Origin of the sequence: Chryseobacterium aquifrigidense (assembly GCF_006716485.1) — a bacterium.
GTDB classification, from domain to species: Bacteria; Bacteroidota; Bacteroidia; order Flavobacteriales; family Weeksellaceae; genus Chryseobacterium; species Chryseobacterium vietnamense.
This window is the reverse complement of the sequence record NZ_VFPD01000001.1, coordinates 2,618,236-2,638,612: the sequence shown is the minus strand read 5'-3', so window position 1 is coordinate 2,638,612 and position 20,377 is coordinate 2,618,236. Positions and strand designations below refer to the sequence as shown.

At 36.1% G+C, this 20,377-nt stretch carries 14 protein-coding genes; 12 read left to right on the top strand and 2 right to left on the bottom strand.

Annotated elements, in window-relative coordinates; translation table 11 throughout:
* Positions 1-370 precede the first annotated feature (370 nt).
* Positions 371-1,780, bottom strand: coding sequence for a hypothetical protein (locus tag FB551_RS11725; protein WP_047434199.1), 1,410 nt, complete (start codon positions 1,778-1,780; stop codon positions 371-373).
* A gap of 44 nt (positions 1,781-1,824) precedes the next feature.
* A complete protein-coding gene (locus tag FB551_RS11720; protein WP_034695118.1) occupies positions 1,825-4,614 on the bottom strand; it encodes a TonB-dependent receptor in 2,790 nt (929 codons plus the stop codon).
* A 325-nt stretch (positions 4,615-4,939) separates the two neighbouring features.
* Between FB551_RS11720 and FB551_RS11715 the strand changes: the two genes are divergently transcribed.
* From FB551_RS11715 to FB551_RS11665, 12 genes are all read left to right on the top strand, one after another.
* Complete coding sequence (locus FB551_RS11715) at positions 4,940-5,614, top strand: response regulator (protein WP_002977493.1); 675 nt, start codon at positions 4,940-4,942, stop codon at positions 5,612-5,614.
* A 48-nt stretch (positions 5,615-5,662) separates the two neighbouring features.
* Positions 5,663-6,694: a sensor histidine kinase gene (locus FB551_RS11710; protein ID WP_047434197.1), complete on the top strand. Its 1,032-nt coding sequence runs from the start codon at positions 5,663-5,665 to the stop codon at positions 6,692-6,694.
* Between the two features lie 134 nt (positions 6,695-6,828).
* Positions 6,829-7,428 carry an IS1096 element passenger TnpR family protein gene (locus FB551_RS11705; RefSeq protein WP_047434196.1) on the top strand — a complete coding sequence of 200 codons (600 nt, stop codon included), beginning with the start codon at positions 6,829-6,831 and terminating at the stop codon, positions 7,426-7,428.
* 292 nt (positions 7,429-7,720) lie between these two features.
* Positions 7,721-9,070 carry an alpha-amylase family glycosyl hydrolase gene (locus tag FB551_RS11700; RefSeq protein WP_142017626.1) on the top strand — a complete coding sequence of 450 codons (1,350 nt, stop codon included), beginning with the start codon at positions 7,721-7,723 and terminating at the stop codon, positions 9,068-9,070.
* Positions 9,071-9,218: 148 nt separating this feature from the next.
* Complete coding sequence (locus FB551_RS11695) at positions 9,219-9,659, top strand: hypothetical protein (RefSeq protein ID WP_142017624.1); 441 nt, start codon at positions 9,219-9,221, stop codon at positions 9,657-9,659.
* Between the two features lie 135 nt (positions 9,660-9,794).
* Positions 9,795-10,589 carry a thymidylate synthase gene (locus FB551_RS11690; RefSeq protein WP_047434191.1) on the top strand — a complete coding sequence of 265 codons (795 nt, stop codon included), beginning with the start codon at positions 9,795-9,797 and terminating at the stop codon, positions 10,587-10,589.
* A 231-nt stretch (positions 10,590-10,820) separates the two neighbouring features.
* Positions 10,821-11,039: a hypothetical protein gene (locus FB551_RS11685; RefSeq protein WP_047434188.1), complete on the top strand. Its 219-nt coding sequence runs from the start codon at positions 10,821-10,823 to the stop codon at positions 11,037-11,039.
* A gap of 23 nt (positions 11,040-11,062) precedes the next feature.
* Complete coding sequence (locus FB551_RS11680) at positions 11,063-13,573, top strand: M1 family metallopeptidase (RefSeq protein ID WP_142017622.1); 2,511 nt, start codon at positions 11,063-11,065, stop codon at positions 13,571-13,573.
* Positions 13,574-13,746: 173 nt separating this feature from the next.
* Complete coding sequence (locus FB551_RS11675; protein WP_142017620.1) at positions 13,747-15,075, top strand: hydroxymethylglutaryl-CoA synthase family protein; 1,329 nt, start codon at positions 13,747-13,749, stop codon at positions 15,073-15,075.
* A 414-nt stretch (positions 15,076-15,489) separates the two neighbouring features.
* On the top strand, positions 15,490-18,048 hold the full coding sequence (locus tag FB551_RS11670) for a SusC/RagA family TonB-linked outer membrane protein (RefSeq protein ID WP_226798677.1): 2,559 nt from the start codon (positions 15,490-15,492) through the stop codon (positions 18,046-18,048).
* Positions 18,049-18,087: 39 nt separating this feature from the next.
* Positions 18,088-18,330: a hypothetical protein gene (locus tag FB551_RS23510; protein ID WP_226798676.1), complete on the top strand. Its 243-nt coding sequence runs from the start codon at positions 18,088-18,090 to the stop codon at positions 18,328-18,330.
* Between the two features lie 11 nt (positions 18,331-18,341).
* The gene (locus FB551_RS11665) at positions 18,342-19,790 is read left to right on the top strand and encodes a RagB/SusD family nutrient uptake outer membrane protein (protein ID WP_142017618.1); all 1,449 of its coding nucleotides are present in this window, start codon (positions 18,342-18,344) and stop codon (positions 19,788-19,790) included.
* Positions 19,791-20,377: the final 587 nt, after the last annotated feature.

Here is a 20,377-nt window from a genome sequence, read left to right as displayed (position 1 = left end):
TACACTTGTTTTTTGTGAATGCCATCGGGAGTTTTCCTGGTGGCGTTTTTTTTATTATGAGTTATGAGTTATGAGTTATGGGTTATGAGTTTCGGGTTTCGGGGTTCTTCTCTATCGATAGGAACGGGCTGTAGCCATTAAATAGAAGAATACATTCATCCGGCTTTAGCAACCTACCAATAAAATCCCCATGATCAATTTAAAAAATAACTGTTCATATTCCCTTTTTCTGTTTTTACAATATGAACACCTCTTAATATTAATTTCGTGAGACCAACATCATATCGGATAATAACGATAAAAAAAAGCCCCCGAAAATACTTCCGGAGGCTTCTATTTGAAATTAAATCTAGGTACTTATATGATGATGTTATAAGTTAAAGTTAGTCCATCCTGCATACCATGTATCTGTAGCATCTTTTACAGCACCTCTGTAAGAAACCTGTGTAAACCAGGTTGCCAATTTAGGGTTTGTAAATGCTCCACCTGTTAATAATGGAGAACCTGCAGTAGGTGTAAAGTTAGGTGTAGTTCCTGCTGGAGCCCAAGCACCTGCAAGTTTTACATCAGCAGTTGAAGCAAGGATGGTGTTTCCTTTAGCATTAAACCATGTAGTAAGATCAGCCAACGTATACGTTGTTGGCGTAGAGGTAGATGGTCCGAATTTTAAAGGAGTTGTATTTCCTGCCAATACGTTGTTTTCAAAGAATAACTTGTTTCCTACGATATTGTTATCTGTTGGAGATCCTTTTGTAGCATCAATGAATAAGCCAACCGGGAATCCTGTAAATACAGAGTTGAATACAGAGATAGAAGAGTTTCTTCTGATCTGTAATGCATTCTGGAATAAAGCATTGATTGTTCCGGGAGCGGCAGAGTTGATTGGCCCGATAATCGTCATGTTAGAGAACGTAGCTGAAGTCTGAGGTGTTAAAGTAGAACCGTTGGCATCATTATCAGATTCAAATGCGTTAGAACCGGAAACGTCTGCTACCTGAGAATCTCTTACTGCAATACCAAACTGTACATTTCCTGAGAAACCGTTATCCGTATCGAAATCGTCATCAAGACCTTTGTAAGAAATAAGGTGAGAACAGTTTACTGTTCCTCCAAACCACTCGAAACTGTCATCATTAGCATAAGCAACTTCTACATAATCTACTGTAGTTCCGTTACCTACACCACCAAATGTAAGTCCGTTGATCTCTTTATCTGGTAAGAATGCATATCCTGCATATTCTATTCTTACATATTTTAATACACCACTGTTATCAGCAGCATTAGTTCCACCATAAAGTCCAAGACCTTCAGAGTTGTTAATACCCCCTTCAATTTCTCCAACTCCGTTTGTTCCTCCGAAAGACGCATTAGTAGGAGCGTTTCCTAGGATAACTACACCTGCCCAGTCTCCTCTTTTAGGACTTGGTTTTTCTGAAGTGAAGATAATTGGGTTGGCAGCAGTTCCTTCTGCCATTATTTTACTTCCTCTTGTAATGATCAAAGCTCCGTTTTTATCGGCTTCACCAACAATCTTTGTACCTGGCTCGATAGTTAAAGTAGCTCCATTAGTTACATATACCAGTCCTCTTAGCTTATAGATTTTATTGGCTTTAAGTGTAGTATTGGAAGTGATTTTTCCTGAAAGAATTAGGTTTTCAGTTTCTCCGTTTCCGTTACCTCCATTTTGAATAATGGTAGGTCCATCTTCTTCTATATTTCTACATGCGGTAGTTGATACTAGAGCGCCAAGCATTAAAGAATATAAAACGAACTTTTTCATGTTATAAAGAATTAAATTATTTATTAGATTATTTGTTGAGTGAATTAAAAATTGTATCCCAGTGTTAAACTGATATTGGTTCCTGTAAGCCTTTCAATAGCAAGAGCATCTTTGCTGTCATACTTGCCGTTATCATTCAGGTCATGGTAGAATTTGGCACGACGGTTCAGGATATCTGAAACATTCAGCTTGATCTCTCCTTTGTTACTCCATAATTTTTTAGCAAGCTGGAAGTCTAAAAGAGGTCTTGGTGCTTCCCAGATTGGTGGTACCTGATCATTTCCTACATAAAGGATTCTTCTTCCGATCATGTTGAATAATAGCGTAGAAGACCATCCTGATTTTTCAGTGTCATACTGGAGACTTAGGTTCACAGTATATGGAGATTGTCCCTGCATTGGTCTGTCTATGTTAGTCGCCTCATCTGTTACTCTGTTTTTAATTAATGCTACGTTTCCACCCAGCGTAAAGTTTTTAAGAGCACTTACAAAATCCAGTTTTTTTCTGGCTTCCACTTCCAGTCCGTAAGCATCAGCTTTATCTACGTTAAGGTAGTTGAAAGTGTTACTCGTTCCTACCCCGGATTGGTTGAAGTATAATTCGATCGGTTTTTTGAAATTTTTATAGAAACCTGCCACGGAAATAATTTCTCCGTTTCTTGGGTAGAATTCCCAACGAAGATCGGCACTCGTGATTTTAGTTCTTTCGATAGATTTGTTACCGATTACCGTTGCTCCAAGGTCAAAATCATAATATGCCAAAGGAGAAACCTCTCTGAATTCCGGTCTTACAACAGTCTGAGAACCTGCAAGACGGATATTCATTTTAGGATTTACCTTGAATGTTAAGTTAACAGCAGGTAAGAAGTCTGTAACACGCGTATTGACAAAACGGTCATCACTTTTCTTCGTGCTTCCTACCAATTGGTCAAAGTTTTCAACTCTTAATCCCCAAACCGCTCTTAACCATGGTGTGAAGTTATTGTCAAACTGTAAATACCCCGCGTTAAGGATAGTGTTGGCAATATATCGGTATTGGTTTCCTGCAATTTCATCAAATGTGAATCCTCCGTTTGTTCCGAAATTACCAGGATTGAAAATCGTTTCGAAAGGCTGGGAAAGTAATCCCTGGTTAAAGTTTTCAAGTCTTACAGAAAATGGTCTTGAGTTGTATATTCTGTCTTTTACCTGGAATAAATACCCTCCTTTGATCGTTTGTTTTTGTCCGAACATTGTAAATGTCTTGGATACGTCACCTCCTGCATTATATAAATAGTCGCTTAGCGTAGAGTAGAATACACTTCCTGATTTTTGAGAAAGACCATTAGAAATCAAGGCTAAATAAGGGCTTCCCGGCATGTTCGTATATTGATTATACTGTAAACGCTGCAGCAAAGGAATATACTGATCAAGGATTCCGAAGCTTCCATACCAGTTTACGGTCAATCCGCCAAGAACATCAATTTTATGATTACCGGAAAGGGTAGAGTTGTAGAAAGTGGTTTCTTTAAATCCGATTTCCCTTGCCATGATGTTTGTTCCGTTAATCGGATCAAATTCAAAGTCCTTTCCTGTTCTGAATGACATGTGGTTTACCGTATTGTTGGTAATGATATTCTTTAGGGAAATTTTATTATTGTTGTTCAGCTTTAAAGAAAGGTTCAACATCCCTCCTAAAATAATATCATTGCTGTATTTTTCTGTAAAATAATCGAAGTTGGTATCAGCAAGCTGATTGTTGATGGTAAAGAAACGGTTGGTAGACTCCGTTCTTCTTTTGTTGTTACTATAGTTCAAAACAGCAATTACTCCCAAATCTTTTCCGAATAATTTCGTGTTGAAACCTCCGTCTAACTGTAAACTTAAGTTTTCAGGATAACCAATGCTGTTATAGCCAAGATTTTTTGTATATCCTTTACCAATTTCTGTTTTTTGACCTTCAGTCAGAATACTGAAAGCATTCTTTGCAGGCATATTGGTAGGGAGTTTTCTGTAACCGTCATCAATTCCTAGAAAGTCCCATTTTCCACCTTTCTGCATATGGAATTCCTGTCCCATCGTAGCGGTGTTTCCTCCTACACCTACCTGTACATTGAAGAAATTTTTATTAGGAATATCCTTAGTATTTACCTGGATCAATGCACCGCCCCATTCACCTGTATATTCAGGAATGAAAGTTTTGTTGATAACAAGAGTTTCAATAACATTCGCAGGGAAAAGGTCAAAAGAGAAAGTCTTTCGGTCTGGTTCCGTACTGGATAACTGAATACCATTCAGCATCGCCTGGTTATAACGGTCTGATAAACCTCTAACGACAATATATTTTCCATCAAATAAACTCACTCCGGAAACTCTTTTCAGAACTTCACCCGTGTTTCTATCCGGACTCCTTTTGATTGCTTCAACACCAATAACCTGAGAAACTACACCTGCGTTCTTTTGTAAACCGATTGTAGAGGCTATCGTTTCTTTTCTTGCGTTTGATTTTATGACAACTCCTTCAATTTCTTTTTCTTTGGTAGATGGCTTATCCAGAACGATATCAAGATGAGTGTTACCCTCATTCTTTATAATAACTTCACTGATCTCTTTTCTGTTATAGCCGTTAGAACTTACTGTTACGATGTAATTGGCACCGGGAGAAAGATTGATAGAGTAGTAGCCGGAAATGTCAGTGGTTACTTCCTGACCATTTACTTTTACTTTTACCCCTTCTATAGGAGTGTTATCTTTCTCGTCCAATACCCTACCTTCCAAAATCTGACTTTGTGCAAAAGCATAGCCAGCAGAAAACAAGGCAAGTAGCATGATGCTCTTGTGGAGTTGTTTTTTCATTATTACTTCTTTTACTTCTTTTTCAAGGGCAAAATAAAGGCTAAGTTTTTAAGAAAACTTTAGGAGAATCTTAATTAATTATGAAGTTTGTATTAACGGATGGATGAATTTTATAGTTATTGATGTTTAATTTATATAATTATAATTTTTGTTTTAATGTTAAGTATTATTCGCTATATTTGATTTGTGTATATTTAATTATTGATTTTTTTATTGATTTTATAATTTATAGTCGAAATATTGTTTTTTAATAATTAGTTAACATTTGGCAGATAGATGAAATCAATTGAAATAATTAATTTTGTGGGAATTCTTAAACTAGAAGATGAGCAAAAAAATTCTTTTAATAGACGATGAACTGGACATTTTAGAGATTCTGTCTTACAATTTGGAAAAGGAAGGGTATGATATCTATACTGCTACCAATGGTAACGAAGGTATAGAAAAAGCGAAGGAAATTGTTCCGGATCTTATCTTATTAGATGTCATGATGCCTGAAAAAGATGGTATAGAAACCTGTCAGGAACTTCGTAAAGTGAAAGAACTGCAAAAAACACTTATTGTGTTCCTTTCTGCAAGAAGCGAAGAGTTTTCTCAATTAGCAGGTTTTCAAGCAGGTGCCAATGATTACATCGTAAAACTGATCAAACCGAAAATCCTTATTTCTAAAGTAAATGCATTATTACAGCTAACCTCTCAGGTGTCTGACAATGCTAAACTTATTGAAATCGGAGACCTTGTTATTGATAAAGATAATTTCAGGGTTTCCAAAAGCGGACAGCAATTTCTTCTTCCTAAAAAAGAATTTGATTTGCTTTACCTTTTGGCTTCCAATACTGAAAAGGTTTTCAAAAGAGAAGAGATTCTGGAAAAAGTTTGGGGAAATGATGTGATTGTAGGAGAAAGAACCATTGATGTTCACATCAGAAGACTAAGAGAAAAACTGGGAATCAATACGATTCAGACATTAAAAGGGATTGGGTATAAACTGATCGTTTAATTATTTAAAAATCTTAACTTTACGTTCAATCATTAAAACGTTGTAAAATTGAAATTTTACAGACTTACCCTCGTTGCCTCCTGTCTGCTGACATTGGTAATGCTCCTTTTAGGTGTTGTATTTGACTCACTTAAAGATATCTATTATGAGACCCCTTTGTTCAAAACGGGTCTTTTCATCTGTATTATCCTGATCTTCCTGATCAACTGTGTAGTACTGGAACTCCTTTTCAATTACTACAGCAGAAAACAGGTTAAAGGCCTTTCCGGATTTCTTCCGCAGGAAATCGTACAGAACCATGACGAAAATATCACCATCAAAGAACTTGGCGAAAGGTTTTCAGATCTCAATCAACAGCAGGTATCAGAAATTGATATGATGAAAGAAATGGAAAGTTACCGTAAAGAATACATCGGAAATGTTTCCCACGAACTGAAAACACCTCTGTTTTCTATCCAGGGATATGTAGAAACCTTAAGAGACGGTGGAGTAGATAACCTTACCATCCGAGATAAATACTTGGAGAGAATCGATAAGTCAGTAGAAAGACTGATTGCCATTGTAACAGACCTTGATATGATTAACAGGCTGGAGGCAGGTGAAATTAATCTTACCGTTTCAAAATTCGATGTTAATCTTCTGATCAAGGAAATTTTCGACCTTCTTGATCTTGAAGCCGAAAAACGAAATACAACATTACAGATTCAGACCCTTCATCCGCAGATCTTTGTGGAAGCTGATAAACAAAAGATTTCTCAGGTTTTTATTAATCTGATCTCCAATGCCATTCATTATGCCAACAGACAGGAAGCAAAAGTGATTGTAAAAACCAGTATTCTGAAAAATAAAGTACTGATAGAGGTGATAGACAATGGAATGGGAATCAAATCTGAAATTCTTCCAAGAATATTCGAAAGATTTTATCGTGTGGAAACCAGCAGAAGCAGAAGAGAAGGCGGTTCCGGACTTGGACTGGCTATTGTAAAACACATCCTTGAAGCTCACAACGAAAACATTACCGTAGAAAGTGTCTACCTCGAAGGCACAAAGTTCAGTTTTATGCTCGAAAAAAGTAAATAATTCCTGCAAAATGTAAGAAAAAAAAATATTTTAAAAAATCCTGAAATATTTTTTTGTCACATGTCATTTATTATATATTTGCAACAGAGATTTATCATAATTATAAAGGCAAAAAAGTAATTTAAGAAACTGATATGGTTTACAAAATCCGCGTAATATTAGATGCGAAAGAGGATATTTTCCGTGATATTGAAGTTAAGGGAAAACAAACGTTATGGAACTTACATTTAGGAATTAAAAGTGCATTCAGTCTTCAGGGAGACGAGCTTTCTACTTTTAATCTGTTAGAAGATGACGGAACAATCGTAAAAAGTGTCCCATTGGAAGATATGAGTGATGATGGTGATGGTGAGATCATGTCAGATGTTTATATTGATGAAGCTTTTGAAAACGTAGGGGACAAAGCTCAGTTCCAGTATGGGCTTCTTGATCTTTGGGAGTTCTTCTGCGAGCTTGTAGAAGTTATTGAAGAAACAAAAGGAGTTAATTATCCTATTACCGTATACAGATTTGGAAACGTTCCATTAAAGGCTCCTAGCAAAAACGGAGGTGCTGCAGGTGGCAAAAAGAAATCAGCAATGCCGTTGGTAGATGATGAATTCGGTTTTGATGACGATTTCGTAGCGGGTGGAAACTTTTCAGATGAAGATGATGACAGCTTTGATGATGAGGAAGAAGAAGATTACAATGACGATGTCTTTGATGAGGAAGATGACAATGACGATGAAAGATAGTCAATAAAAATATATCAGCCCTGGATTTTGATCCGGGGCTTTTTTATGGAGTTTTACTTATGATTTTTTTACAGAATTTCTTTAAACTTTTATTTTTGAAACATTAAGATTGGTATTAAGTTGTTAATATAAGCTTCGCTTTATGCTTAAAAATCAGAATGATTTATCTTAACTAGACTTTATTCTTAAATCCTTCTTAATGGTTTTAATAGATCCAGTATTTTTTATAAGTCTAAATACTACTTATCCTTTTTCTCCAAAAACAATCCTTACTTTTGTTAAAAATAGTTTAATGAAAAAATTAATTTTGTTAGCTGTAATTGGTCTGGGAATTGTTTCCTGTACCACTCAAAAAAATATCCGGAAGATGACAGAACTGCCAAAAGATTGGAAACATAATACAAATATCTACGAAGTAAACATAAGACAATATACTCAGGAAGGAACTTTTAAAGCATTTGCAAAAGAAATGCCCCGTCTGAAATCTATGGGAATAAAAACCCTTTGGTTTATGCCTATCACCCCCATTGCCCAGCAGAATAAAAAAGGAAGTATGGGCAGTCCTTATGCAGCTTCAGATTATACTTCCATCAATCCTGAATTCGGAACGCTGCAGGATTTTAAGGATATGGTGAATGAAGCACACAGATTAGGATTTAAAGTAATCATTGACTGGGTAGCCAATCATACCGGCTGGGATCATGTTTGGACAAAAAAACACCCTGAATTTTATCTTAAAGACCCCGATGGAAAGTTTCATATTGCATCAGGAATGGATGATATTATTGAGCTGGATTATAAAAATAAGGAAATGCGTCTGGCCATGATAGATGCCATGAAATACTGGGTACAGGAAACCAATATTGATGGTTTCCGATGTGATCTTGCTTCATGGGTAGAGGTTGATTTCTGGGAACAGGCACGTCCCGAAGTGGAAAAAATAAAACCTCTTTTCTGGCTGGGAGAGTTCGATGAACTGGAAAGCCCGGAATATGGAAAAGTTTTCGATGCCAGTTATTCCTGGAAATGGATGCATAAATCTGCGGATTATTATAAAAAGAATGAGCCTCTTCAGGAATTAAAAGATCTGTTGAGACAATATTCTAATATCGGAGATACCTCAATGAGAGCATGGTTTACCACAAACCACGATGAAAACTCATGGAACGGAACCGAATATGAGAAATATGGAGTGATTACAAAACCAATGGCAGTATTCTCTGCAATATGGAATGGTGTTCCGTTACTGTACTCAGGACAGGAACTTCCCAATATGAAAAGGTTGGAATTTTTCGAAAAAGATGCCATCCAATGGACCAATACCTATCAGGTGGCTGATTTCTATAAAACATTATTGCACTTAAAAGCTGTCAACCCTGCTTTAAGAGGAGGTGATCCAAATGTAACAACATACCTCCTGAATACCACAGCCAATGATAAAATTCTTGCTTATGTAAGAAAAAATGGAAAAGATGAAGTACTGGTAGTGTTGAATATGTCAAAAGAACCTGTTAACTTTTCTATTGAAGACGAACACTTATCAGGAATATTCAGAAATGTTTTTGATAAAACGAAAAGAGATTTCAGCAACGGAAAAGACTTTAGTTTCAAAGTTTCTGATTATGCCGTATTTGAAAAATAAAAAATATTGTCTTTGAAACTTAGCTTAAACAGTAGATTTTAACGACTAGCCTTTAGAGGTACTCAATTCCCCTCCGCCGGAGGGGTGTCAAAATCTATGATTTTGACGGGGTGGTTTATCTGCCCTGCAATAAAAATCCACCATTACAATGAACAAACAGGAAATAATCAATATCATCAAAGCAAAAGCTGCCGATAAAATCCGGTATTTTGAAAACCTTATTTCAGAAACACGAGCGTCCAATAACGATACGAAAAGCTCAATGGGGGACAAATACGAAACCGGAAGAGAAATGCTTCAGCAGGAAATCAATAATCTGCAGAGACAACTTAATGAAGTATTGAATCAGCAGGCAGTTTTGCAGAAAATAACGTCAGATCCTTCGGAAAAAGTTCAGAACGGAGCACTGGTAAAAACCAATAAAGGATTATTTTATGTAGCTGCTTCCATGGGAGAGATTACTGTTGGGAACCAGAAAATCATGACTGTTTCTGCAGAGTCACCCCTGGTGAAAGTCATGTATGGTAAAAAAACAGGAGAAACATTCATTGTTAATACCATTCATCAGACCATTGAAAATATATGGTAAAATTAATATCTGTTAGATTGCAGATATCCAGTTCTTTAATAGAAAATAAACATCACCGGTATAAAAAGCATTCATAAAAGTGGGTGCTTTTTTTGTTGGTTTTTACTAAATTTGGAACTTAAAATCTCATTCAAAATGCAAAACTACCTGGATCTTTTACAGCATATTTTAGACAACGGAACTGATAAAACCGACAGAACAGGCACCGGAACAAGGAGTGTCTTCGGATATCAGCTGAGATATGATCTGTCAAAAGGATTTCCTTTGGTAACCACAAAAAAAGTGCATTTGAAATCCATTATCTACGAATTACTTTGGTTCCTGAAAGGAGATACCAATATTAAGTATCTTAATGATAACGGAGTAAGCATCTGGGATGAGTGGGCAAATGAAAACGGAGATCTGGGACCTGTTTACGGAGCACAATGGAGAAGCTGGAGCGGTGCAGATGGAAAAGTGGTAGATCAGATTACAGAAGTAATTGACCAGATCAAGAAGAACCCGGATTCCAGAAGACTGATTGTATCCGCATGGAATGTTGCAGAAATTCCTAACATGGCTTTGGCTCCTTGTCATGCTTTGTTTCAGTTTTACGTAGCTGATGGTAAACTATCCTTACAGCTGTATCAGAGAAGTGCTGATGTTTTCCTTGGTGTACCTTTCAATATTGCAAGCTATGCATTACTGTTGATGATGGTCGCACAGGTTTGTGATCTTGAAGTAGGAGATTATGTGCACAGCTTCGGAGATGTTCATATCTATAATAATCACTTTGAGCAGGTAAACAGACAACTTGGAAGAGAGCCAAGAGCACTTCCAACAATGAAACTAAACCCTGATGTTAAAGATATCTTTGATTTCGATTTCGAAGACTTTACCTTAGAAAATTATGATCCACATCCGGGAATCAAAGCTCCTGTAGCGATTTAATATTCTTATATTACTTTATTTTTTTATTTACGTCTATCATTTTTAATATGAGTAGACAGCATTACCTGTACCCATTAGTTGGGAAATCAGAATATAAATACTTTAGCGCACTTTCTTTTGGTAATTGTTTCTTACATTTGAAAGAACAACTCCGGTCGTTTGAACTCCTTTTTGTAAAGCGGCTTACTGACTGGTAGTAAATCATCAATGTAAAATGCTTAAAAATAAATTATGAAGTATTTAAAAATTAATATAGAAGAAAATGCAGATATTGAAGCATTGAAAAATGCAGTACTTCAGTTGAAAGGAGTAGCATCAGCAGAAATTGTGGATGACGAAAATCCGGAAAGTGAACTCAAAAAAGCCTTTGCAAAAACAAAAGAACAGCTTAAAAAAGGGGACTATGAAACCCTAGTCAATGATATTTTCGAAATCATCATCAAAAAATAATTCTAAAATAATAAAGCAGACCGATGAGAAAGGCCATTTTATCAATTGCTATACTCGGGATTTTATTTTCCGCCAATGTATCAGCACAAACCGAAACTTCAGGAAGGGAAAAAGTATACAGAGCTACTCCCACCAAAGTAACGGAACTTAAGCACACCAAGCTAAAAGTAAATTTTGATTATCAGAAAGAACAGATGAATGGGGAAGAATGGCTTACCGCCTCACCTTATTTCTATGCAACGAATGAGCTTACCCTTGATGCAAAAGCAATGTTGATTCATGAAGTAGCTCTTGATAATAACGGGAAGAAATCTCCTTTGAAATATGATTATAAAGATGATATTCTGAAAATCAACCTTGATAAAACATACCAGAAAAATCAGGAGTATACAGTTTATATCAAATACACTTCCCGCCCGAATGAGATAAAACAGCAGGAAAGTATGGCAATTAATGATGCAAAAGGGCTGTATTTCATCAATCCTCAGGGAACAGATCCGGATATGCCTACACAAATCTGGACACAGGGAGAAACAGAATCGTCTTCCGCATGGTTTCCAACAATTGATAAACCTAATCAAAAGACTACACAGGAAATCTATATGACGGTTCCTGATAAATACGTAACCCTTTCCAATGGTCTTCTGAAAGAATCTAAAAAAGAATCCAACGGGCTTAGAACAGATCACTGGGTGATGGATAAAAGACATTCCACTTATCTTTTCTTTATGGGCGTAGGAGAATATGCCATTGTAAAAGACAAATGGAAAAATATTCCGGTTGATTATTACATTGAAAAAGAATACGAACCTTACGCTAAGCAGATCTACGGAAATACTCCGGAAATGATCGAATTTTTCTCCAAAAAACTGAACTATGATTATCCATGGGCAAAATATGCTCAGATTTCAGGCAGAGATTATGTAAGCGGTGCGATGGAAAATACCACTGCAACACTTCATGGAAGTGACATCCTACAGAAACCGGGACAGCTTATTGATGAAAATACATGGGAAGATACTATTGCTCACGAACTGTTCCATCATTGGTTTGGAGATCTTGTTACAGCAGAAAGCTGGAGTAATCTAACAGTTAATGAATCTTTTGCCAACTATTCCGAATACCTTTGGAATGAATACAAATACGGAAAAGATCAGGCAGATTATCACCTGATGACCGATGTGAATAATTATCTTCACAATCCATCCGATTTTAATAAAAATCTGGTAAGGTTCAACTATGAATCCCGCGAAGATGTTTTTGATCTGGTAACCTATCAGAAAGGAGGAAGTATTTTAAACATGCTGAGAAACTATCTTGGAGATGATGCCTTCTTTGCAGGAATGAATGATTACCTGAAAACAAACGAATATCAGAATGCAGAAGCTCATCAATTAAGGCTTTCTTTTGAAAAAGTATCCGGTAAAGACCTGAACTGGTTCTTTAATCAGTGGTATTTCGGAAACGGAAATCCGAAGATTAATTACACCTCTACATTTGAGCCCGTGAAAAAGCAGGTTGCTGTTACAATTAATCAAACTCAGGAAAAGCCATTTGAATTTCCTCTGGCAATTGATGTATATGATAATGGAAAACCTAAAAGATATAATGTCTGGGTAAATGCAGAATCAAAAAATACATTTAGTTTTGATGTTTCTAAAGCTCCTGATCTTATCAATATCAATGCAGACGGAGTTTTACTGGCTGATATTACAGATACTAAAACTCCGGAACAAAACCTGATGCAGTTTACCAATTCTAAAGAGTTCAAAAGCAGATATCTGGCTTTAAACGGACTTAAAGATCAGACTGCAAAAAGTCCGGCCTCTGTAAAACTGTTGGCTGCTGCATTGAAAGATCCTTTCTTCAGAGTAAGAATAAAAGCATTGAATTTGCTGGATCTTACTAATCCTGAACAAATGAAAGCGCTGGGTGCTGAAGTTGAAAAACTGGCTTCCAACGATCCGAAAACATTATCCCAGGCTGCAGCTATTACGGCTTTAGGAAAAACAAAAGATAAAAAATACCTTCCTTTATTTGAAAAAGGAGTGAATGCTGTTTCCAATGCAGTAAAAGGAAGTTCTCTGAGTGCACTTCTTTCTATTGACCCGTCAAAAGCCAGTAATCTGGCTGATAAAATTGATATGAAAGGAGCATCAGACGAACTCAGAGCACAATTACTTCCGATTATTGTCAAGAATAAAATTGTATCTCAGATAGAAAATATTGCGCCTCTTGCCACTTTTTATCCCTTCATTAAATTCCAGAATCCTGAATTGGGAAAAGCAGCAGAAGACGGTTTCAACTGGATCATGACTTCTGATAACCTGAAAGCTACAGAAAGCATTACAAAAGTAGCAGGATATGCCAAAAATCAGATGACAGGCAATCCACAGGCTAAAATGATGATGGTGCAGATGCTGAAAGATGGTTTGAGCAAAAAAATGGAACTGCTGAAACAGAATCCACAAAACGCTGCGAGCATCAATAAGCAGATTGATGTCATCAATAAAGCAATTGAAAATTATAAGTAAGTAAATAAATAAAGCCGGCAGATTTGCTGGCTTTACTTTTATCATGAAGTGTACCTAAATTGCAGGATTATATTTTTAAATACATTGGTTTTTAATGATGTTGCAAAAATTAGCATTTTTTACCACTGTTTTTTGCATTATCTTTCATAAATTCGTTTAAAATTTAGACAATTATGAGTTTTGGAATTGAAGCAGCGGGTTATTATGTGCCTGGTTTATATTTGGAGATTAAGGATTTAGCGGAAAAAAGAGGAATAGAACCAGCGAAATTGGAAAAAGGCTTAGGTCTTCATAAAATGGGACTTTCTGACGTTCACGAAGATGCTGCCACTTTTGCAGCAGAAGCATTACTAAAGCTTATAAAAGACTATCAAATTAATCCTAAAGAAATAGCAAGAGTATATCTTGGAACAGAAAGTGCAGTGGATGCCGCAAAACCAACAGCTTCCTATGCTGTACAGATGGTAGAAAAAGTACTGGAAGAAGAATTTGGAACAAGGTGTTTCAGAAACTGTGATGTACTTGATATGACTTTTGCCTGTGTTGGAGGAGTAGATGCTTTACATAACGCTCTGGACTTTGTAAGAGTAAACCCTGATAAAAAAGCAGTGGTCATTGCCAGTGATTATGCGAAATATGAATTGGCTTCATCAGGAGAATATACACAAGGAGGCGGTGCTGTTGCTCTTTTGATTTCCTCAAAACCCGATCTTCTTGAAATAGAAAATAACTGGGGAGTAGCTTCAGAAAGTGTATTTGATTTTTTCAAACCGAGAAGGTCGTATCATAAAGATGACTTGAAGGGTGCTCCGGAAGCATATCCTGACAAGATTGAAATTTTCACGGATGAACCCGTTTTTGACGGACAATATTCTAATCAGTGCTATCAGGATAGAATCAAAGAAGCTTATCATCATTATAAAGAAATAACAGGGCAGGAAAAACCCTATGAAAACTGGAAGTACATTATTTTCCACCTTCCTTATGCGTTCCATGGGAAAAGGGTTTTTACCGAAATTTATAGCCTGGAAAATGGTCTTTCCTATGAAACAGCAGATGAACAAAAAGCAGTTGCTAAGTCAGAAAACTATCTGAAATTAATTAATGATAAGATAGAAAAGACCCAGAGAGCTTCTTCTGAGATTGGAAATATGTACACCGCTTCTATTTTTATGGCGTTCCTTTCAGCATTACAAACATCTTTCAACGAGAACGAAGACCTTTCTGGAAAAGAAATCGGTTTTGTGGGCTATGGAAGTGGTTCAAAATCAAAAGTGTTTGCCGGAAAAGTTTCCCCGAACTGGAAAAAGGTTGTAGAGAAATGGAATTTGTTTGAAAGTTTGAACCAAAGAACCGCCGTAAACTTTGAAACCTATGAAAGACTTCACAGAAAACAATTGAAAGAATCTGTAAATATAAATTATAAAGGTTTCGGGCTTGTTTCTATTGAAGAGGAAAATCCGGTTTTAATTGGGGCACGATATTATAGGTTCCGAAAGTAACAATGATCATAGGCATATAAACAGAAATAAAGCATTACAGATTATGGAATGCTTTATTTTTTATTATTTGATTTGCCTTTTTTTATGGCATTTATTAAGTTTTTTCTGAATGTTTACATTGGTTTTTTTTTGAATTTTTTTTTGAAAAATAAAAAAATACTCTGATTTTTTTTATTGATTTTACGAAATATCGGTAAGGTGCCGATATTTTTAAGAATCGTTAAGATTCTGTTATTATTAAATAAAATGGTTTTTTTTACTTTTTTTTTCAACAGTCTTGCTAGGTAGCTTTCTTTAATAATTCATTTTAACGAAAATATTATAATTTAAACGCTTGTTTATCAGCTTTTTAAAAATTGAATGTGTTGATTTTTATAAACATATTTGTAATCTATTATATTAAAGCTGCTAAAGATGAATGTAAAACTTTATGTTTTAAGTGCAGGTGTTTTGTTCTTTGCGGGGCATACAGTTTATGCACAGAAAATAAAAAATGATACCATCCGGAGAGAAATTGAAGGAGTTATTGTAACGGGATATCAGAAAAAAACCAAAGATGAAATTGCTCAGGCTCAGTCTGTTATTACGGCAGATGAGTTAAAAACACAAACTCCAGCTACTTCTATAGGTAATATGCTGCAGGGGCGTGCTTCCGGAGTATTTGTACAGGCTAAAAACGGACAGCCGGGTGCTGCTGCTGAAATTAATATTCGTGGTATTGCAGGCTTTAACGGAAGTTCAGAACCTCTGTATGTCGTAGATGGAATTTATATGACAGCCAGACAATTCAGCGCAGTTAATGGAAATGATATTGAAAGTATGGTCGTGCTGAAAGATGCCGCAGCAACTGCCCAATATGGTTCAAGAGGAGCGAATGGAGTGATTGTTGTCAGTACAAAAAAGGGAAGAAGTGGCAAAACTCAGTATTCATTTGAAAGCAGACTCGGATTTTCACAAAAAATTTCTGATAAAGAACTTAATTTCGAAATGATGAATTCTGCTCAGAAACTGCAATATGAAAAAGAAATGAATGCACTCGGGCTGGGAGGACTGCCTGTTTATACCCCCGCGGATGAAGAAGCCCTTTTGAAATTGGATCATAACTGGCAGAAAGATATTTTAAGAACATCTTTTCTTCAGAGTTATCTGCTTGCAGCAAGAGGTGGAGGAGCTAAAAATAAATTCTACTACTCCCTTGGATATGATAAAGATGATGGTATCGTACGAGATATAAATGGCCTGGACAGATATACAGGAAGATTTAATTTTGAAAATAACCTCAGTGACCAGTTAAAAGTAGGGTTAGACCTGGGGGCTGCTTACCAAAATACGCAGAATATCCGGGACAGAAATAATACTCAAAGCCCGTTTGGTGCTATGTACAGGTACAATTCGTTTGAGCCGGTATATAATTCTGATGGATCCTATAATTTAAAGCTGAGAGCAGGATCGAATGTAGTGGAATCTTTAAGAAATGTACCTGATATTGAACAAAGATTAAGAGCATCCGGAAATATTTTTGGAGAATATAAATTCAACGACGGCTTGTCCTACAGAATGTATTTTAATTCTTTATATGACAATCTGGTAAATACTACAAACATCAAAAAAGGTTCACAATTAGACCTTACGACCAATGGGGCTGGTGGATTAGGTAAACTGACAAAATCAACATTCTATGTATTCAATTATATTTATGGAAACAGATTGGATTTCAGGAAGCAACTGAATGATCACTATCTGGGTGCAACAGGTATTGTAGAATTCAGTAATGAATTTACAGAAGATATTACAGCAAGTGGTACCAACTATAAAAATCCGAATTCTGATGTACCATCTAATACAACTCCTTCAGATAAAAATACCTTTACAGGAAGTAAAGTAAGAAGTACCCTCTTTTCCTTATTAGGTCTTTTTGAATATAATTATCAGAAAAAATACTTAGTGACAGCTTCTATTCGTCAGGATAAAAGCTCAAAATTCGGTGCCAATAACAAATCGGGGGTATTCTGGAGCAGCAGTGTAGCATGGAATATCGGCAAGGAAGATTTTCTTAGCCAAAGTTTTTTTAATGACCTTAAACTGAGAGCATCGTATGGGATAACCGGTAATGACAGGAATATACCCAATTATGCCAATATAGGATATGTTGCCTATGGAGATTACGGAACCGGAGGAACAATGGTTCCTACAGATGTTATTGGAAATCCTGATATTAAATGGGAAACAAACAGAACAACCAATTTAGGGGTTGATTTTGCCTTCCTGAAAAGCAGATTCAGAGGTGCTGCTGAAGTATACCGTTCAGACCGTAAAGATTTTATCCAGCTCCTGCCTATGCCTTACGAATCAGGAAGTTATTCTATGTATCAAAACCTGGGTAACATGCGTACTGAGGGAATTGAGACAGAATTTACCTTTGATGTGATTAAAAAGGAAAATATAAAACTTTCATTACGCGGCAACGCTTCCTGGCAAAGAGCTAAAATACTTTCTCTTGATGGCACAAATACACAGAGAAATTTAGGTGAGACCTCTTTAAAAGTAGGTGAGATTCCTTATTTCTATAGGTTGGTAGAGTATGCCGGAGTAAATCCTGCTGATGGAAAAGCACTGTATTACACAGACAGAACTATCCCGGGTACCGGAGAAAATTTTTATTCAGTAAATGGAAGAACAGCCACAGATGTTTACAATAGTTCTTTGGATAAAAAGGATATTACAGATAAAAGCCCGCTGCCAAAATTTTTTGGGGGATTTGGGCTGAGCCTTGAAGTCTATGGATTTGATCTTTCTGCCGACTTTTCTTTCAAAACGGGCGCATATACCTATAACTATCAGTCACAAATGCTGCAGAATCCCTCTAATAGAAAATATAATATGAGTGTAGATGCATTTAATTACTGGAAAAACCCAGGAGATACTGATGTGCTGCCAAAACCTACGACAGTAGGACTGAGATCATCCGATTAGTTCCTGGAGAAATCAGATTATCTGAGATTCCGGACCTTAATGATTGGCTATACTTTCAGTAAAAAAAATCTGGGAAATGATATTCCGCTCAACTCATTAAGAGTGTATGCGCAGGCTCAGAATTTATTAACCTGGACCAGTTTTAAAGGTGATCCGGAGGTAGCAGTAGGATCCGGAGAGAGTCAGTTGCAGGCTGGCCAAACCTATGTGGCAGGTTCATTTGCTCAATTCGGTTATCCCGCTGTCAGACAGTTTATGTTCGGTATTCAGATGGAATTTTAAAATGTAAAAAAATGAAAAAGTTAATTATATCAGGATTATTCCTTTCTCTGTTAGCTACAGCTTCGTGCGAAAGAGATTTGGATCAGTACTCAAGTAAAAATACGTTATCTGATCAGGCATTTCAAACCTCTTCGGATTACAGATTGGCATTAGATGGGATCTATGATGCCATGAAAGAGACAGGTTACTTTTCAGGCGATAATGGGAATCAGAATATTATGGCAGATATCACATCTGATAATTTAATTCAGAGCCCTTCAGGCAGATCATCCAATAACAAGGCTTGGATTTTAGAATTTGGTCCGGATGATGGTCTTACTACAGCTCTGTATAGTGCTGTATACCAGGCGGTTTCCAGGGCTAATTTTGTTTTGGAAAACCTGGGTAAAGGAATTCTTCCTCCTGCAGATGCCCTGAAAGTTGAGGCAGAAGCAAGAGCCTTAAGAGGAATTATTCATTTTGATCTTGTCAGAGCATACTGCAAAATCCCTACTCAGTCGGCAGATGCCAACAGTTCTTTAGGAATAGCATACATGACAACTACCTCTAATAGTCCGGTAAAGAGAGATCTGACGGTAACTCAGGTTTATGATAAAATTATAGAAGATCTTGAATTTGCAAGAATCAATATTCCCCAAACAAATGATACGGCTGCACCATTTACGAAAGGCAGGCTTAATAAAACTGCAATAGCTGGTTTGCTTTCCAGAGTGTATCTATATAGAGGAGATAATGCAAAAGCACTTCAGGCTGCGGAAGAATGTATTGCCCTGGCACCAAGTGTAGGGTCAATTGATAACTTCCCTTCAGTCTGGAACAATACCAATCAGGACGGAACTTTGCTTGAAATACTGAATTCTGATGCAGAAAAAGTTACGGTGGGTATTTCATATAATCAGATTGTGGGCGGAGCCATTAAATCAGAATTTGTAGTGTATAAAGATTTCTATGATATGTATACGTCTAAAGATATCAGAAAAAGTAGCTACTTCCAGGTAAGTTCCTATTCAGGCCAAAGCTACATAAATGTTATAAAATATAATACCCGAGGATCTTTGCCGAATGTTGTGAATTACAAATATCTTAGAACAGCAGAGGTTTATCTTAACGGTGCTGAAGCAGCTTATGCCTCTAATCCTGCAAGAGCTCTTGCATTGCTTAATATTCTTAGAAAATCCAGGTATTCTGATTATACTCCGTTGAACCTTACAGGTACAGCATTGTGGAATGAGATCCAGAAAGAAAGAAGATTGGAGCTCATGGGAGAAGATGACAGATGGTACACCCTCAAGCGATTAGGACTTGGTCTGACAAGACCTAATCTGGGAGCTTTAAGTACCGGAGGAGGAGCACCTGCTCCAACACTTACCTTACCTCCTTCAAGCTATAAATGGCAATGGCCGATTCCATTGGGAGCAATTAATATTAATTCTTCTATTCAACAGAATGATGGTTATTAATAATAAATGAAGTAAAATAGAAGTGAAATTGATAAAATGTGAATAAGATTGTCCCAAAAAGACAGTCTTATTTCTTTATTAAGCCTGGCTCTATTCATGGAATATCATTACTCTTAGGATCCATTCCCTTGAATTGTTACAGTAGTTTTAAGTAATAATTCGTGTCTGAAAGTAATGCCTGCCAGGCAATTTCTTTATTGCTTTTGGGTGGTTATATTATTTTATGAATAATAACGAAACAGTTGGAAAACGTTGATAAATATTCTTGAAAAATTAAAAGCTTTCAACAGATTGAGAGATATAGTATATTAACCTTTTTTTAATGTTAATTAAAGCGAGACCTCTTTAAAATAGGGGTCTTCTGCTTTTTAAGGTGTATTTTTTATATAAAAATTAAGAAAATAGGTTGATTTTTTCTTCATTTTCATCAAAATTTTAGATTAATTTATTTTATTTTTTTAGTTAAAAAATGTTTTTAGGTTTATTTTTTTAACCTTTAAATTGTTATTAGTGTAAATTGATTTTAATTTTCAAATTTATTAAAATTCCGTTAATGTATAAATTGACTTATTTTTTGTTAATTTTTT

Coding starts and splice junctions, on each gene's coding strand:
- FB551_RS11685 (WP_047434188.1), top strand. CDS start 10,821: ATGAAGTATTTAAAAATTAATATAGAAGAAAATGCAGATATTGAAGCA.
- FB551_RS23510 (WP_226798676.1), top strand. CDS start 18,088: ATGATTGGCTATACTTTCAGTAAAAAAAATCTGGGAAATGATATTCCG.
- FB551_RS11705 (WP_047434196.1), top strand. CDS start 6,829: ATGGTTTACAAAATCCGCGTAATATTAGATGCGAAAGAGGATATTTTC.
- FB551_RS11725 (WP_047434199.1), bottom strand. CDS start 1,780: ATGAAAAAGTTCGTTTTATATTCTTTAATGCTTGGCGCTCTAGTATCA.
- FB551_RS11675 (WP_142017620.1), top strand. CDS start 13,747: ATGAGTTTTGGAATTGAAGCAGCGGGTTATTATGTGCCTGGTTTATAT.
- FB551_RS11690 (WP_047434191.1), top strand. CDS start 9,795: ATGCAAAACTACCTGGATCTTTTACAGCATATTTTAGACAACGGAACT.
- FB551_RS11670 (WP_226798677.1), top strand. CDS start 15,490: ATGAATGTAAAACTTTATGTTTTAAGTGCAGGTGTTTTGTTCTTTGCG.
- FB551_RS11700 (WP_142017626.1), top strand. CDS start 7,721: ATGAAAAAATTAATTTTGTTAGCTGTAATTGGTCTGGGAATTGTTTCC.
- FB551_RS11695 (WP_142017624.1), top strand. CDS start 9,219: ATGAACAAACAGGAAATAATCAATATCATCAAAGCAAAAGCTGCCGAT.
- FB551_RS11680 (WP_142017622.1), top strand. CDS start 11,063: ATGAGAAAGGCCATTTTATCAATTGCTATACTCGGGATTTTATTTTCC.
- FB551_RS11720 (WP_034695118.1), bottom strand. CDS start 4,614: ATGAAAAAACAACTCCACAAGAGCATCATGCTACTTGCCTTGTTTTCT.
- FB551_RS11665 (WP_142017618.1), top strand. CDS start 18,342: ATGAAAAAGTTAATTATATCAGGATTATTCCTTTCTCTGTTAGCTACA.
- FB551_RS11715 (WP_002977493.1), top strand. CDS start 4,940: ATGAGCAAAAAAATTCTTTTAATAGACGATGAACTGGACATTTTAGAG.